Here is a 14,790-nt window from a genome sequence, read left to right on the forward strand (position 1 = left end):
TCATGCAAGATTTTGCACGTATACAAGAGCAGGCTTTAAGTTTAGATACTTTTGATCCTATCCAATCATTTCCTGAATGTGGTGGAATCGATATTTTTATAGGTACGGTTCGTAATCACCATGAGGGTAAAGCTGTTAAGGCGTTGAAATATACGTCATATAAGCCACTTTCTGAAAAAATGATACGTGAAATTGAACTGGAAATTGAGAAAAAGTATCAGGTATCTTATGTGCGGGTTATTCATCGGATTGGATATTTGGATGTAGGTGAAACAGCCATTATTGCGATTGCTTATGCAGCTCATCGCCGTGAAGCGTTTCAGGCATGTGAGGAAGCGGTTGAGCGGGTGAAACATGAAGTACCAGTTTTTAAAGAAGAGTTCTTTACAGATGGTACAAGTCACTACGTAGAAGGTTGCTGTATTCGCAAAGATGCACCGCAAGAACACAAGCATCACCATCATACCGGCCATGAACACCAACACTGAATATGCACGACTAGGATAAAAAATGAAAAACGTAGGAATGAAGCCGGAAAGTTATCGTGTTGCTGAAGCACAGGCAATTTTATATGCACCGCCACATTGTATTGAGCTATTAAGACAAGGGAATACTGAAAAGGGTGATGCATTAAAAACCGCACGTGTTGCAGGAATCTTGGCAGCCAAACGCACCGATGAGCTAATTCCTTTATGCCACCCGTTACCGATTTATCGTGCAGACGTTGAATATGAATTAGAGCATGATTTCGTAAAGATTATTACCGTAGTTGAGACCATTGGCCCTACAGGGGTTGAAATGGAAGCCTTAACGGCTGCAAGCCTTGCAGGTTTAACGATTTATGACATGTTAAAACCACATTGTGAGCCAGAAGAACTCTGGATGGATCAATGTAAACTGCTTAAGAAAAAGGGTGGGAAATCACACTTTAAACGAGTACTTCGTCAACCCGTTTCGGCAGCGGTCATTGTGTTATCCGACACCGTTGCAGCCGGTAGAAAACCCGATACAGCCGGAAAATCTGTGGTTGAAACTTTAACTGAGGCAGGATTCGATCCGATTCATTACCAAATTTTGCCTGATGAAGCAGAAACTCTAAAAGATTTAGTGCTTGAGTTGAGCAAATCATATGCTTGCATTATGACGGTTGGTGGAACTGGAATTGGTAAGCGTGACATTACAGTCGATACATTAGAGCCACTTTTAGAACGTAAATTAGACGGTTTAATGGAAGCAGCGCGATCTTTTGGACAAAAACGCACGCCATATGCAGCAATGTCACGTGGGGTAGCAGGTTTTATCGATCGCTCTCTAGTGGTGACTTTACCGGGAAGCCGTGGTGGAGCAAGTGAATCAATGGCTGCTATTTTACCCGCCCTTGTTCATATTTTTGATGTTTGCCGTGATTTACCGCATCCAGGAGGTTATGAATAATGTCAGGTTGTGGTACAGAGCGTGGATTAATTAGTGTAGATGAAGCTCTTGAGCTGATTATTAAGCAGCCAAAAAAGTTGGGTTCGATTAACCAAGTTCTTCAAAATAGCCTAAGTAGATATCTCGCTAAAGAAATTTATTCAGAAATTAATCTGCCAAGTTTTTCTCAAAGTGCGGTAGATGGTTATGCACTTTGTAGCCATGCTGAAGATTTGCAACAACAAAAATTTCAGGTTACGGGCGAGATTCGTGCGGGAAGCGAAAGCCATGACACCCTTAAAGAGGGTCAGGCTATTCGTATATTCACAGGCGGTAAAATTCCAGAAGGAACAACCCATGTTGCTCGGCAGGAAGTCGTATCGGTTCTTGCAGCACAGGAAATTTGCTTAACTGAGCATATACGTCCTCAAGCTGATATACGTTTTACCGGAGAGGAAATTCAAAAAGGTCAATTGCTTGCCCAAATTGGACAGTTTCTAAATATTGGAAGTTTGGCCGCCTTAAGTATGGCTGGTGTGCGAAAAGTTAAAATTTACCGTGCGCCGAAAGTTGTTGTTTTAGTGACTGGAGATGAAGTCGCCGAAACCGCAGAAGATCTTATCGATGGCAAAATTTTTGATGCAAATGGACCATTACTAAAAGCTTGGTTTGAAGATTATGGCTTAGATGTTGAATTGATTCATGTGGCAGATGAGGCAGAGCAAGTCATGCATTACTTTAATCAGTGCAAAGACAGTCATGATGTTATTATAACGACAGGTGGAGTCTCTGTTGGTGATTATGACTTTGTACGACCATGTGCTTTTGAGGTTGGTTTTGAACAAATCTTTTGGAAAGTAAAACAGAAGCCGGGAAAACCTCTATTTTTTGCTGAATATTCCCAGCCAGAAAGAGGCCATCATTGTTACTTGTTAGGCTTACCGGGTAATCCTGCTGCTGTATATGTGGCTATGCAGATATATGGTAAAGCCTTGTTAGATAGCTTGCAGGGGAATCAGGCGGGGCCAGAGTGGTTTAGTGCGATTTTGGAGCATGACTTAAAAGAAGATGCACGTGAACGTTTTTTGCGCATGTATGCTTATTTTGAAAATGGACAGCTTAAAATAAAAAGTCTGGCAAAACAGCAATCACATATGCTGAGTAACTTAATGCAGGCCAACTGTCTTGTTCGAATTCCAGCGGGTGTAAAACTAGAAGCGGGTTATATATTAAAAGGTATATTTATTTCAAATTAAGTATAAAGAAAGAGAAATATGGCTCATTACGCCGTGAATGAGTCATATTTATTCAGCAATTTTATATTTTCTATAATGAATAATTTTTATAAAAGTTAATAAGCATTTATTTTTTTAGAATCAATCTTGCATATATTGTGACAAGTGGTTTAGGGTATAAACTATAGAGCCATTGGGCTAAATAATATCGAGGAATGCATAAAGATGAAATGGGACGACATCGGTGATCAGCCTTGTTCGGTTGCTCGTATGCTATCAGTAATTGGCGATCGATGGACGATGCTAATACTACGTAATGCTTTTATGGGAATACGACGTTTTGACGACTTCCAGAAATCATTAGGTGTAACTCGTCATGTTCTTTCAGATCGTTTAAAACGCTTAGTTGAATATGAAATTTTAGTCAAAGCACCTTATTTTGATAGACAAGAGCGTTTTGAATATCGACTAACTGATAAAGGCTTTGAGCTTTATCCAATTATTTTGTCTATGGCGAATTGGGGCGATAAATGGATGGATCAAGGTTTAGGTAAGCCATTAGAATATCGTCATAAAACTTGTGGGCATAAGTTTGAACCAGTTATGGTGTGCTCGGTGTGCCGTGAGCCTTTACATGCTAAGCAAGTACAAGTGTCAGCAGGACCAGGTTATTTTGCGTATATTCAACAAAAACAAGCCTAATATTTTGCTCTATAAACTATGAAAACTCTTGCTGAATGGCATTGGCGAGAGTTTTATAGATGTGTTCGTGGTTTGACTGTGCCACATTAAAACGTATGAATTGACCAGCATTAGATGCTTGGCTAAAAGCATTGCCTGGGGCAAGAATAACATTATGATTAATACAATATTTCGCAATTTTTGAAGCTTCTAAACCTTCAGGTAAATGACACCATACAAAAATTCCAGCTTGTGGCTTAATCCATGGTCTTATGCCAAGAGGTTCAAGTTTTGTGATGGTTTCATGCATGGCTTTTGCTAGACGTACTTTTAATAACTCTAAATGCTTGCGATAAGAGCCGTCTGTCAAGGCAGAGAGTAAAACCTCTGCGGAAACGCCGTTATGCGAGAAATTGGTGGCAATTTTTAAATCGGTAAGCTGATCAATCCATTCTGGTTTAGCAATAATATAGCCACAACGAATAGACGCAGATAATGTTTTAGAGAAGCTTCCAATAAAAATGACGCGTGAAAGATTATCTAAAGCTGCAAGTCTAGGGGCGGGAGTATATTCAAAATCTGAGAAAATATCGTCTTCAACTACAATCAGGTTAGATTGTTCAATCAGCTTTAACAGTTGGTATGCCGTAGATAGAGAAAGTGTGGCACCAGTTGGGTTGTGAATGCCTGAATTGGTGATATAGAGCCGAGGATTATATTTCTCTATGGTCTCTTTAAATGCTTCTAAATCTGGGCCATTTGCGGTGTAGGGTACTCCAACCACTTTAACTTGATGAACTTTGAGCAAGGCATGAAAATTAAAATAACACGGGTCATCAATGATCACTACATCATCAGGCTTTAATAAAAACCGAAAAACCAAATCAATCGATTGCGTTCCCGAATCTGTTAAAAGTACTTGATTTAGATTTGCATCTATTCCTTTCGATTGAGCACGTCTTGCTAATAAATCGCGTAAAGCTGGTAATCCTAACGGGGTTGAATAACCCATTAAACAAGCGTCTGTCCCTCTTGCAGCAGCTCTTAATCCTTTGCGAATACTCTCTAAGGGCATCCAGTCATCGGGTAGCCAACCGCATCCAGGTTTAAAAACATCAGCTTTTGCTTCTAAAGATTGACGAGAGATCCATAACGGGTCTACGGAACGTTCTAATTGAGGGCTTAATTCACTTAAAGCTAGAGGTGCAAGTGGGCCAACAATATAAAAGCCTGAGCCAGTTCGCGATTCAATTTTTCCAAGCGCAATTAGTCTTTCATAGGCTTCAACAACTGTTGAAACAGAAAAGCCAAGATCCTTGGCTAACTTACGAACAGAAGGTAAGCGTGCTCCAGGCATCAAAGATCGGTTTTTTATTTGTTGTTCAATCTCTGAAATGACAATTTCAATTTTTGTTTTTGCCTGATTCACTTGTTTGTAATCCTAACTGTACTGGTTATAGATACATAACAGTTCTTTTAAATTGTACTGCTTTGTATCTGGTTTTATCACCTTAGCACAGCTTAAATTCTTCGTATAGTGATGGAGAAAATTATGAATAGGTTTATGAATGGCTGGGTGAATGGATTTATTGGGGTAGCTATTTTTGCCGGGTCTCTACCAGCAACACGTGTTGCTGTAATGGGATTTGAACCTGGGTTTTTAACGGCAGCACGTGCAGCAATTGCTGGTATTTTGGGGCTTATTCTTATTTTAGTTTTAAAACAAAAAAAGCCAGCCAAGCAAGATTGGTGGCCACTTGCCATTGTTGCTATAGGCGTAGTGATCGGGTTTCCTTTATTTACAGCGCTTGCCTTGCAATATATGAATGCAGCCCATTCAATTGTCTTTGTTAGTCTTTTGCCACTTGCAACTGCAATCTTTGCTGTGCTGAGAGGTGGAGAAAAACCGAATCAATTTTTCTGGATATTTGCAGTCTTGGGGAGTGCAGTTGTTTTCGCTTATATGTTTTTCCTTTCTGGTGATACATCACTTGGAATAGGGGACTTTTACATGTTGATGGCGATTATTTTCTGTGGTTTTGGCTATGCAGAAGGTGGTGTACTTTCAAGAAAAATCGGTGGGTGGCAAGTCATTTGTTGGGCGCTCATTCTGTCATTACCCTTCATGCTGTTCTTTACTATTTTTTATATGCCAGCTTCATTTCAGAGTGTGTCTACATCAGCTCTAGTCGGTCTTATGTATGTGTCTTTGTTTAGTATGCTGATTGGTTTCTTTTTTTGGTATAAAGGGCTTGCTCAAGGTGGAATTGCTGCCATTAGCCAACTACAGCTCTTACAGCCATTAATGGGTCTAGCCATTGCGGCAATTTTATTGCACGAACATGTGAGTTGGTCCATGTTAGGAGTAACAGCAGCCACTATTTTGTGTGTCGCTGCTGCAAAAAAGTTTGCTTAACTTTATAAACAATTTGCTGGTTTAGGAATGCCTGCCAAACGACTCAAATGACGGGCAACTAAACCAGTATTAAATTGCTGCTGTAAAACAGCATTATTAATGTCTGGACTTACGGTTTTCATAAGATATTTGATAAGTGGGCGAGTTGCTGGAGAATGCCCAAACTGTTGGTAAAACTGACGAACAGCAGCTAAAACTTCAAAATGCCAATCAGTTAATTCAAGATCAAGTGACTTAGCGAGTTCTTGTGCAACTTCAGGATTCCAGATCGTATAATCAACCAAATGACCATCTTGGTCTAATTCTAAATTCATGAAACTAGCCTAAATCTATTATTTAAGAGAAATACAGCGATTAAATGTTAAAGCAAGATCTGCAAATTGATCATAGTCCAATACATTTATCTGAGTTAAGGTATCTGTATCGAGTAAAACTTTTTCGACACTTAAGCACGAAACAGATTCAAACTGTTGAATAACTTGAGCTGAAAGTTGAGCAACAGAATCGCCCATAAAAACAATCTGATCACCTACCTGATAAATATCACGCAATTCATCAATAATTTTAGGGGTATTGTGATAAGAAGACTGCACTAGATAAAGTGTTGATGGATTCATTAAATTTACACCTTTATCTACCAATATAGAACATGATCAAAAGATTGAATGAACTCAGTATTTAGCTGGACGAACTCAAGCTCTTGTTCAGTGTCGCGAACAAAAGGATGCTGCTGATTTTTGCTTTCAATAAGAATTGGGCTCAAATCATAAAACTCAAAGCTTTCGACCATATTTGAAGCCACTTTGAAGGCATGATGAAACTGCTTAAAGCTTAGATCATTTTGCAAAAGACTAAGAGCAGCATCTTTCAATAATACTTTGACTGGTGAGCCAAAGGTTGCTAAAACCATAGTAGCAGAAAGGCTTTCATTGATTTGAAGACTAGTTAAGTTGGCTTGGCTTAAAATGACGAGTACAGATTTCACACAATATACCTTTTAAAAGCAACAATCTAAGCAAACAAAGTAACTTAAAATTGAATAAGACGAGATGCTGACTGTACTGCATCAGCAAGTTCACCTAACCCGACGAGTTCAAAGTCTTTGGCAAGGTTGTGATGAGTCAGGTGATGGCGACTGGCATTTTCTGCATCGGTAATACCACGAGCGAGGGCAGCACTCACACAAACAGGAAGTCGAATCGAGAGCTTTTGCCATTCATGCGTTAAATTACGCTGGTCGTCAGGAACCCATTGAAAATCATTAGCAACCTGCACGCCATCTTGGTAAAAGAATACACGAAAGTCTTCATTTTTACTTTTGAGTGCCTGAGCAAATCCTAAAGCATGCCAAGCATGGATGGAAGTAGGAGCAGAGGTAATTAGTAGTAATGTACTCATTAAGAATTCACTATGGTCATACGTCTAAATGGGCGTAGATACATTAAGAGAAAGGTAAGTATACAATGATTTTAGTGACAGGTGGTTTAGGCTTTATCGGTTCACACATTGCTTTGAGTCTAATGGCTCAAGGGCAAGAGGTGGTAATCGTCGATAATTTGGCTAATTCGACCCTGCAAACGTTGGAACGGCTAGAGTTTATTTCTGGCATGTATGTTCCGTTTGTTAAACTTGATGTACGTAATACGCCCGCACTCAATAAGGTCTTCGAACAATATTCAATTGATGCGGTTATTCATACTGCAGGGTTTAAATCAATTGAAGAATCCAATCTTAAACCACTTGAATATTATAATGATAATGTCAGTTGCATCATGAGTTTGCTCCGTGCCATGCAACGTACGGGCGTTCGTCACTTTATTCAGCTGTCAAGCCTTGCTGCCTATGGAAAATCTGGTCTGCAATTAAGCGAAACAGACGAATTCAATTATGCTTACCCTAATCCTTACATTAAGTCTCAACAGATGATTGAAGAAATCATTCGTGATACTTATAAAATCGATCATGAGTGGAAAATTGCGATCTTGCGCTTATCTAACATTGTAGGTGCGTTTGAACATGGCGTACTCGGAGAATATGTCGCGCAGCTTCCAAAAAATATTGTGCCGCTTGCCATGCAAGTTGCAGCCATGCAACGTGATTTAATCGAATTACAAGACCAAGCAACCACTTCAGATCATACGACTGAGCGTAGTTTTCTACACGTTTTAGATGTGTGTGATGCTGTAAGTGCAAGCTTACATTGGCTGCGTAACCAAACGCATTGTTGTGAGGCATTTAACATTGCCCATGATCAAGTTCACTCTATTCGTCAATTATTAGATGAAATTTCACAGGTAACCCAAGCTGAAATTGCGACTCAACCTGCGATTTATAAGCATGTCGAGTTAGAGCAAGTTGGGGCAAATATAGAGAAAGCAAAAACATTATTGCAATGGGCGCCTAAACGATCATTAAAGCAAATGATTGAAGATGAATGGCGGTTCTATCAAAATACATTAAATGGAAGATAGGATAATGATTCTTATTTACAATAATGGAATGCTTGAGTACGATACTCATATTAACTAGCCAGAGCAAAACTTGCTTCAGCCCGTGAGTTCTTTTACCAGATAACTGAGGTTTCTATGCAAACACGAATTGAACATGACACTATGGGTGAGATTGAAGTTCCAAATGAAGCATTGTGGGGAGCACAGACTCAACGCAGCTTACAGAACTTTAAAATCGGGCAAGAACGATTACCACGTGCCATGATTCGAGCAATGGGGCTAGTAAAAAAGGCTGCTGCAATAACCAACGCTGAACTTGAACAGTTACCGCAAGATTTGAGCCAATATATTGTGGGCGCGGCTGAAGAAGTGATTGCAGGCAAGTGGGATTCTCAATTTCCTTTAGTTGTTTGGCAGACGGGTTCTGGTACGCAAAGTAACATGAACTGTAACGAAGTGATTGCAAATATTGCAAACCAGAAATTAGGTCAAGCGTTGGGTGCTCAGAAACCAGTACATCCCAATGATCATGTCAACCGTGCTCAATCAACAAACGATTCATTTCCAACGGCCATTCACGTGGCGGCAAGTTTGCAAATTAATGAATTACTCATTCCGGCAGTAGAACAACTTAAAGCGACTTTGCAAAAAAAATCTGATGAGTTTCAATCTATTGTTAAAATTGGCCGTACCCATTTACAAGATGCAACGCCATTAACATTGGGTCAAGAATTTAGTGGTTATGTCTCTCAGCTTGAGCATGGGATCGTACGCTTACAACAGGCATTAACTGGCTTATATGAATTACCATTGGGTGGCACTGCGGTCGGTACAGGGCTAAATGCACATCCTGACTATGCAGTGAAATCAGCTGCACAACTTGCCTTGCTTACAGGCTTACCGTTTGTGACTGCTCCAAATAAATTTGAAGCACTTGCGGGACGTGATGCTGCTGTTTTTGCATCTGGTGCCTTAAAAACGCTTGCAGTCAGTTTAAATAAGATTGCCAATGATATTCGATGGTTAGCAAGTGGGCCACGTTGTGGTTTCGGTGAAATCCGTATTCCAGAAAATGAACCTGGTTCAAGCATTATGCCGGGCAAAGTAAACCCGACACAAAGTGAAGCAATGACCATGGTCGTTGCGCAAGTGCTTGGAAATGATACGACTATTAATGTGGCCGGTGCTTCAGGTAACTTTGAATTAAACGTATTTATGCCTGTAATTGCTTACAACCTATTGCAGTCTATTCAATTGCTTGGTGATGCTTGTAATAGTTTTAATGATCACTGTGCGGTGGGAATTGAACCTAATCAGGATAAAATTGATCACTTCTTACATAATTCACTCATGTTGGTTACTGCTTTAAATCCAGTGATCGGCTATGAAAATTCTGCAAAAGTTGCAAAGACTGCTTATAAAGAGAATAAAACTTTAAAGCAGGTGGCAGTTGAGCTTGGTTTAGTTACGGCAGAGCAATTTGATGAAGTGGTTAAACCTGAAAAAATGGTTTCACCAAATAGTAAATAATCTCTTCTGATAGACTTTTTTATTTTCAAATACTTCTGTAATATCCGTAAGTTGCTAAGTACAACAAAAGTCCTGAATGATCAGCGCAAAAAATCATAAGGGGAAGGCCCGCTTGAAAAAGTGGGCTTTTTTTATACCTTGAAATACTAATGTCATATCTAGACTTTAGTTTTGCTAAGTTATTTTATTTTAATTCCAAGTAAATGAGAAAGACTAAATCAATAGTTGTTTTAGCAATAACAGCTTGTACATTGTCGGGTTGCCTACAAATGTTTCCACCTTCTGTAGTGGAGGTGAATCCTAGTGTTTACCAACTTCATGCTCAAAGTAATGCATTTGGTTCAAGAGAAGCCTTGAGGTCAAAGTTAATCGGGAAAGGAGAAGAAATATGTAAAAATAAAGGGTTTGATGAGTTGGATAGTAATAACAAAATCGTAAATCATCATACTGTTTACAATTCAGGACGGCTTATTCCAGTGAATACCAAAGCAGCCGTTTTGAAAGTTAAGTGTAAAGATTAATTTAAATAGAAGTTAGCTCATGTGATAGTCAGTTCTGCCAGACATATAACGGTATAAGAAACCCGACTAAGTATCGACTAATGGCGGGGTTTTTTATTATTAAGTATTTCTGTAATATTTATATATTAGTTTGGCGCTGAACGATTAGTGCTAGAAATCAAAAGAAGGGCGGATCTTTTTTCGCTAGCTTCATTTCTGCTTGAGAAGAGGAAGAGAGCTTTTTTATTATTTAAGAAAAAACATAATTTTTTAGATGGAATTTAAATAGTGATGTACACAATTAGATATGTTCATCGGAACAATATTTACTATATTGCTTCGAATATTGAAGGAAATTTTATTATTCTTGAGTCACTTGATTCAGAATTTCGTATGGGCCATCAAATTTCTTATGATGGTGAGCAGGTATTTAACCTTACTTTGAATGATGAAACTGATGCAGTCATTAAACTACAGAGTGATGAAAAAACAGCATACGAATACTTACTTTCGGTTAAATAAATTAGCTTTTGAGTATGAAGTATTTCTGTAAGAACTAATTAAGAGTAGAAGGTACTCTACAAAATAAAAAAGTTAAAAAGCTTTGTTTCTTTTGAAAAAGCTATGGTATGGTTAATCACACTTTAATTATGGCAGTTAAAACAAATGAACTGTTTATTGAATAAAATCACGACAACCACCACGACCTTTAAGGAAGGCTGCGTGTGATTTTTTATTAAAGTGACTTAATAAGATGACCAAACCCAGCCAATAATGGCTGGGTTAATTTTTCTCTGTTCATTATTGGTTTTACAGAGAAAGATTATGAAAAAATTCAGTAGTAACTCAAAATCGGCTTTACTCGTCATTGATATGCAAAATGGCCTATTTAATAGCCAGTCTAAGCCACATAATGCTCAACTTGTACTTTCAAATATTGTTAGCCTTATTGAATATTGCCGCTTGAATGATAGACCAATTATCTTTATTCGGCATGTCGGTGAGAGAGGCACACCATTAGATCCAAACGGCCCGAACACTCAACTGATCACAGACTTACCTTTTAATCCACATAAAGATACAGTCATTGAAAAAATGTACCCGAGCAGCTTTAAAAATACTGTTTTAAAAGAAGTGTTAGAGAAACTTGATGTTGATGAAATCATAATTACTGGAATGAAAACTGAGTATTGTATTGATACTACTGTTAGGACTGCTTCAGAGAATGGATATAAAGTGATATTAATCTCAGATGCACACACCACAACTGATTCAGTCGCTTTAAATGCTCTGCAAATAATTGATCATCATAACCAAGTTTTAAGCAATGCTTTTGCTCAGTTAAAGACGACAGCACAGTTTATTTCTTAAATTTAATTTAGACATAAAGTGAACAACTTTATTCAAAAAGTCTTATTAGCTGTATATCTATTACGGCATAAGAAGCCTTGCTAAAGACGAGTTGTTGGTAGAGTTTATAGCGATGGTAGGAATTGAACCTGTAGTAACAAAGAGCCCTTTTCGGAGGGCTTTTTATCAAGAGGGTGTAAGTTTCACTAATTAATGGCGAATTAGCGTTGAATAAGCTGTCATAATTGTTAAAATGCGCACCTTGTCCTGTTTTTATATTGTTTATTGTTTTGCATCCATTTTGCAAAATTAAATATAAAGTAATTGAAAACAGAAACTTAGCTAAGGATTTTTGAATGCTCTCTATTTATTTAACAGATACCGAACAACATGTGCAATTTAATGATTATCCCGGTGATCAGCCTGTTAAGTTTCTGTTAAATCTTAAAAAGATTTTCCCAAGTACAGGTGATCTGTTGTTGCCGGTTTTACCTGACGATAATGATCTAGAAAATGTAACGTGGGAATCAACTTCTGAAGATTTTGATGTCTTTAAAAAGCTATTAGCTGGATGGGGTGTTATTGAACTCCGTTTAAATGCAATTACGGCTTATAAAGATAAAAATTTTGCGAATGAGTTAGTGAAGCAAGCTCAAGCGAAACGTAAGAAAACAGCACAAAAAAATCATGAACTCTCTTTGGTTGCCCTTGATTATATTTTTATGCACGAAGTTCACGCATTGATTGATGCAGAATTGGTCACGATTGGTGAGAAATTTTATTTACCAACCTTGCGTGAGCAATGGAAAGGTACAGTTTCAGACCCAGTGCTCAACGGAAAATTCTAATTAAACACAAAAGGTGAATTTATAAAGATTTACCTTTTTTATTTTTATAATTAAATTAATGGCTTATAACTTGATAATTACTGGTACAAAAGTTTACAAGAAAAGAATGCGTTTTTTTTAAAGTGGCAGATACATTGCTTATATAAATACAAAATTATTGCGGGAGAGAGGTTCGTAAGAACCCGCCGAAGGAGCAACAAGCCCGGAAACTCTCAGGCAGAAGGACTGTAATAATTAAAAAATCTGGAGAGAAGCTTAGATTTATAAGAAGTGAAAATAATAACTTATAAATTATAAACTCACCGAAGGGGAAGATCTTAACGTTAAAAGGTAACGTTGGGGTCGAAACTCTCAGGTACCAATGACAGATGGGCTGTACTGATGAAATGTTTTGCATTTCTGAGGAGTCTGTTATGCCACATGTTATTGTGATAGGTGCGGGAATCACAGGGGTTACCTCTGCCTATGAATTATCGCAGCTGGGTTATCAAGTCACAGTGATTGATCGACATCTATATCCTGCAATGGAAACATCATTTGCCAATGGAGGGCAATTATCGGCTTGTAATGCGGAAGTATGGAACCAAAAAGCCACTGTAGTTAAGGGCTTTAAGTGGATGAGACAAAAAGATGCACCGCTATTGCTGAATCCTTCATTTAGTTTGCATAAGTATAGTTGGTTGGTTGAGTTCTTATCCCATATTAAACACTATGAAGCGAATACGATCGAGACGGTCCGATTGGCATTACTCGCCCGTAAGCGCTTGTTTGAAGTTGCAGAAAAGGAGCAGCTTGAGTTTGATTTGGAGAAACGTGGCATTCTTCATATGTATCATAGTAAGGCCGATTACGAGATCGCTAAACAAGTCAATCATGTCTTGAACAAAGGTACATTGGAGCGCTATTCGGTTTCTCCTGATGAAATGAAAACAATAGAGCCATCGTTGACGGGTGACTATTTTGGTGGCTATTACACGCCAAGTGATGCAACAGGTGATATTCATAAATATTCAACCTCTTTGGCTGAAAAAACTAAGCAATATGGCGTTCAGTATAAATTTGGTCTGGAAGTCACAGATATTAAGTGTCATACAGACAAAGTGATCGTAAGTTGTCAGCCAAGTGCAGAGCATCCATATCTTGTTGAATCCGATAGCATCCAGATCGAAGGTGATGTGCTTGTGGTTTGTGGTGGTGTAGGGAGCTATCAACTTGCTGATATGATTGGTGAGCGTGTAAATGTTTATCCAGTAAAAGGCTATTCAATTACCGTGCAATTAAAAGATGAGCAAAGTGTGCAGAATGCACCGTGGGTCAGCTTACTAGATGAAAGTGCAAAAATCGTGACTTCTCGTTTAGGTAAAGATCGACTGCGTGTGGCGGGTACTGCGGAATTTAATGGTTACAACCGTGACATACGGGCTGATCGTATTCAACCATTAGTGAATTGGGTAAACCGTAATTTTGATATTTCAACTGAGCATGTGGTGCCTTGGGCGGGGCTAAGACCTATGATGCCAAATATGTTGCCTGTGGTGAAGCAGTCTAAACAACCTCGTATTTTCTATAATACCGGACATGGGCACTTAGGTTGGACTTTGTCTGCGGCAACTGCAGTTTTAGTCGGTCAGGATATTGCCCAGAAATATCCAGTCTAGAAAGTAAAAAGCCAGTGTTTAAACACTGGCTTTTATTTAACGTATTAATCATATAATCGGTAGATTCCGCTAAAACGCTCACAGCCTTTTTGTTGTGTTTTCACATTAAGTAAAGCTTTTTGAAAATTAAACTGATATTTACAGTTATGTTCATTGTCTAAAATTTCACTTTTTTGTTCAGGTGAACTATAGGCCATCAAAGAAATCGTTTGAGTTTCTTTGCGGTTATTTGGATTGCGATATGCGATTCCTTCAATCTTGATTTTATCCTTTGCAAGCTGATGGACCTGAATGTGAACAGGTTGTGCAGCTATACGTCCATTTTCAAACTTAAGATAATGTTGAGTAAGTGTTTGCTTAAGTGACGCATAAAAATTTAGGTCATCAGTACGTAAATCAAACTGTTGCTGAACGCATGTATTACTCTTGCATTGCTGAGTATGTTTAGACCATAACTTTTGTGTATCCTGTAAAAGCTGTAAGGGGGCATCAGTAACTAAATATGCAGAAAGATATTTATTATTGAGTTGCTTTCTCGATTCACTAAATGTTTTTGAGCAGATTTTAAGCTCAGTTCCAGAATTGGAGCAGTCTATTGATTCTGCAAAGACAAGAGATGAACATAAACAACTCAGTGTCACGGCAAAACTTAATCTTTTCAAATGATTCATATCAGTATTAGACAGCATGATCGCTTATACTTTCAGTC

The 14,790-nt window shown here is 38.4% G+C and carries 18 protein-coding genes and 1 riboswitch; of the genes, 12 read left to right on the forward strand and 6 right to left on the reverse strand.

What is annotated here, in order from left to right:
• The first annotated feature begins 2 nt into the window (after positions 1-2).
• The 4 genes from AC2117_RS07370 (at position 3) to AC2117_RS07385 (ending at position 3,350) form a co-directional block, all read left to right on the forward strand.
• On the forward strand, positions 3-488 hold the full coding sequence (locus AC2117_RS07370) for a molybdenum cofactor biosynthesis protein MoaE (protein ID WP_133973011.1): 486 nt from the start codon (positions 3-5) through the stop codon (positions 486-488).
• 22 nt (positions 489-510) lie between these two features.
• Positions 511-1,434: a bifunctional molybdenum cofactor biosynthesis protein MoaC/MoaB gene (moaCB, locus tag AC2117_RS07375; RefSeq protein WP_133973013.1), complete on the forward strand. Its 924-nt coding sequence runs from the start codon at positions 511-513 to the stop codon at positions 1,432-1,434.
• Positions 1,434-2,669, forward strand: a complete 1,236-nt coding sequence (locus AC2117_RS07380; protein WP_133973014.1) for a molybdopterin molybdotransferase MoeA — start codon at positions 1,434-1,436, stop codon at positions 2,667-2,669. The genes moaCB and AC2117_RS07380 overlap by 1 nt, the downstream gene beginning before the upstream one ends.
• 204 nt (positions 2,670-2,873) lie before the next feature.
• Positions 2,874-3,350 carry a winged helix-turn-helix transcriptional regulator gene (locus AC2117_RS07385; RefSeq protein WP_133973016.1) on the forward strand — a complete coding sequence of 159 codons (477 nt, stop codon included), beginning with the start codon at positions 2,874-2,876 and terminating at the stop codon, positions 3,348-3,350.
• Between the two features lie 16 nt (positions 3,351-3,366).
• Here the strand turns inward: AC2117_RS07385 and AC2117_RS07390 are convergent, their stop codons facing one another.
• A complete protein-coding gene (locus tag AC2117_RS07390; protein ID WP_133973018.1) occupies positions 3,367-4,758 on the reverse strand; it encodes a PLP-dependent aminotransferase family protein in 1,392 nt (463 codons plus the stop codon).
• A 123-nt stretch (positions 4,759-4,881) separates the two neighbouring features.
• On the opposite strand from AC2117_RS07390, the gene AC2117_RS07395 reads away from it, so the two are divergent.
• On the forward strand, positions 4,882-5,745 hold the full coding sequence (locus AC2117_RS07395) for a DMT family transporter (RefSeq protein WP_197731005.1): 864 nt from the start codon (positions 4,882-4,884) through the stop codon (positions 5,743-5,745).
• Positions 5,746-5,747: 2 nt separating this feature from the next.
• Here the strand turns inward: AC2117_RS07395 and AC2117_RS07400 are convergent, their stop codons facing one another.
• From AC2117_RS07400 to tusD, 4 genes are read right to left on the reverse strand one after another with little or no spacing between them, the layout of a single operon-like run.
• The gene (locus tag AC2117_RS07400) at positions 5,748-6,059 is read right to left on the reverse strand and encodes a TusE/DsrC/DsvC family sulfur relay protein (protein ID WP_042894025.1); all 312 of its coding nucleotides are present in this window, start codon (positions 6,057-6,059) and stop codon (positions 5,748-5,750) included.
• 18 nt (positions 6,060-6,077) lie between these two features.
• Positions 6,078-6,362, reverse strand: a complete 285-nt coding sequence (locus AC2117_RS07405; RefSeq protein WP_133973020.1) for a DsrH like protein — start codon at positions 6,360-6,362, stop codon at positions 6,078-6,080.
• Positions 6,363-6,379: 17 nt separating this feature from the next.
• Positions 6,380-6,730 carry a hypothetical protein gene (locus AC2117_RS07410; RefSeq protein ID WP_133973022.1) on the reverse strand — a complete coding sequence of 117 codons (351 nt, stop codon included), beginning with the start codon at positions 6,728-6,730 and terminating at the stop codon, positions 6,380-6,382.
• Positions 6,731-6,774: 44 nt separating this feature from the next.
• Positions 6,775-7,143: a sulfurtransferase complex subunit TusD gene (tusD, locus tag AC2117_RS07415; RefSeq protein ID WP_133973024.1), complete on the reverse strand. Its 369-nt coding sequence runs from the start codon at positions 7,141-7,143 to the stop codon at positions 6,775-6,777.
• A gap of 65 nt (positions 7,144-7,208) precedes the next feature.
• On the opposite strand from tusD, the gene AC2117_RS07420 reads away from it, so the two are divergent.
• From AC2117_RS07420 to AC2117_RS07450, 7 genes are all read left to right on the forward strand, one after another.
• Positions 7,209-8,216 (forward strand): NAD-dependent epimerase/dehydratase family protein, encoded by a 1,008-nt coding sequence (locus AC2117_RS07420; protein WP_133973026.1) that lies wholly within the window; start codon positions 7,209-7,211, stop codon positions 8,214-8,216.
• 114 nt (positions 8,217-8,330) lie between these two features.
• Entirely contained in the window at positions 8,331-9,725 is a 1,395-nt protein-coding gene (fumC, locus tag AC2117_RS07425) for a class II fumarate hydratase (protein ID WP_042894029.1), read from the forward strand.
• 203 nt (positions 9,726-9,928) lie between these two features.
• A complete protein-coding gene (locus AC2117_RS07430; RefSeq protein WP_133973028.1) occupies positions 9,929-10,246 on the forward strand; it encodes a hypothetical protein in 318 nt (105 codons plus the stop codon).
• Positions 10,247-10,516: 270 nt separating this feature from the next.
• Positions 10,517-10,747: a hypothetical protein gene (locus AC2117_RS18910; RefSeq protein ID WP_197731006.1), complete on the forward strand. Its 231-nt coding sequence runs from the start codon at positions 10,517-10,519 to the stop codon at positions 10,745-10,747.
• A 303-nt stretch (positions 10,748-11,050) separates the two neighbouring features.
• On the forward strand, positions 11,051-11,596 hold the full coding sequence (locus AC2117_RS07440; RefSeq protein ID WP_133973030.1) for a cysteine hydrolase family protein: 546 nt from the start codon (positions 11,051-11,053) through the stop codon (positions 11,594-11,596).
• Positions 11,597-11,931: 335 nt separating this feature from the next.
• Complete coding sequence (locus tag AC2117_RS07445; protein ID WP_133973032.1) at positions 11,932-12,423, forward strand: hypothetical protein; 492 nt, start codon at positions 11,932-11,934, stop codon at positions 12,421-12,423.
• A gap of 150 nt (positions 12,424-12,573) precedes the next feature.
• Positions 12,574-12,661: riboswitch (glycine riboswitch) on the forward strand.
• Between the two features lie 175 nt (positions 12,662-12,836).
• On the forward strand, positions 12,837-14,081 hold the full coding sequence (locus tag AC2117_RS07450; RefSeq protein WP_133973034.1) for a D-amino acid dehydrogenase: 1,245 nt from the start codon (positions 12,837-12,839) through the stop codon (positions 14,079-14,081).
• Between the two features lie 44 nt (positions 14,082-14,125).
• Here the strand turns inward: AC2117_RS07450 and AC2117_RS07455 are convergent, their stop codons facing one another.
• A complete protein-coding gene (locus AC2117_RS07455; protein WP_202741849.1) occupies positions 14,126-14,770 on the reverse strand; it encodes a hypothetical protein in 645 nt (214 codons plus the stop codon).
• Between the last annotated feature and the right edge of the window lie 20 nt (positions 14,771-14,790).

The organism is Acinetobacter calcoaceticus (assembly GCF_900520355.1).
In the GTDB taxonomy this organism is placed as follows: domain Bacteria; phylum Pseudomonadota; class Gammaproteobacteria; order Pseudomonadales; family Moraxellaceae; genus Acinetobacter; species Acinetobacter calcoaceticus_C.

Coding starts and splice junctions, on each gene's coding strand:
- AC2117_RS07380 (WP_133973014.1), top strand. CDS start 1,434: ATGTCAGGTTGTGGTACAGAGCGTGGATTAATTAGTGTAGATGAAGCT.
- AC2117_RS07440 (WP_133973030.1), top strand. CDS start 11,051: ATGAAAAAATTCAGTAGTAACTCAAAATCGGCTTTACTCGTCATTGAT.
- AC2117_RS07455 (WP_202741849.1), bottom strand. CDS start 14,770: ATGCTGTCTAATACTGATATGAATCATTTGAAAAGATTAAGTTTTGCC.
- AC2117_RS07405 (WP_133973020.1), bottom strand. CDS start 6,362: ATGAATCCATCAACACTTTATCTAGTGCAGTCTTCTTATCACAATACC.
- tusD (WP_133973024.1), bottom strand. CDS start 7,143: ATGAGTACATTACTACTAATTACCTCTGCTCCTACTTCCATCCATGCT.
- AC2117_RS07395 (WP_197731005.1), top strand. CDS start 4,882: ATGAATAGGTTTATGAATGGCTGGGTGAATGGATTTATTGGGGTAGCT.
- AC2117_RS18910 (WP_197731006.1), top strand. CDS start 10,517: ATGTACACAATTAGATATGTTCATCGGAACAATATTTACTATATTGCT.
- AC2117_RS07370 (WP_133973011.1), top strand. CDS start 3: ATGCAAGATTTTGCACGTATACAAGAGCAGGCTTTAAGTTTAGATACT.
- fumC (WP_042894029.1), top strand. CDS start 8,331: ATGCAAACACGAATTGAACATGACACTATGGGTGAGATTGAAGTTCCA.
- AC2117_RS07420 (WP_133973026.1), top strand. CDS start 7,209: ATGATTTTAGTGACAGGTGGTTTAGGCTTTATCGGTTCACACATTGCT.
- AC2117_RS07445 (WP_133973032.1), top strand. CDS start 11,932: ATGCTCTCTATTTATTTAACAGATACCGAACAACATGTGCAATTTAAT.
- AC2117_RS07400 (WP_042894025.1), bottom strand. CDS start 6,059: ATGAATTTAGAATTAGACCAAGATGGTCATTTGGTTGATTATACGATC.
- AC2117_RS07430 (WP_133973028.1), top strand. CDS start 9,929: ATGAGAAAGACTAAATCAATAGTTGTTTTAGCAATAACAGCTTGTACA.
- moaCB (WP_133973013.1), top strand. CDS start 511: ATGAAAAACGTAGGAATGAAGCCGGAAAGTTATCGTGTTGCTGAAGCA.
- AC2117_RS07450 (WP_133973034.1), top strand. CDS start 12,837: ATGCCACATGTTATTGTGATAGGTGCGGGAATCACAGGGGTTACCTCT.
- AC2117_RS07385 (WP_133973016.1), top strand. CDS start 2,874: ATGAAATGGGACGACATCGGTGATCAGCCTTGTTCGGTTGCTCGTATG.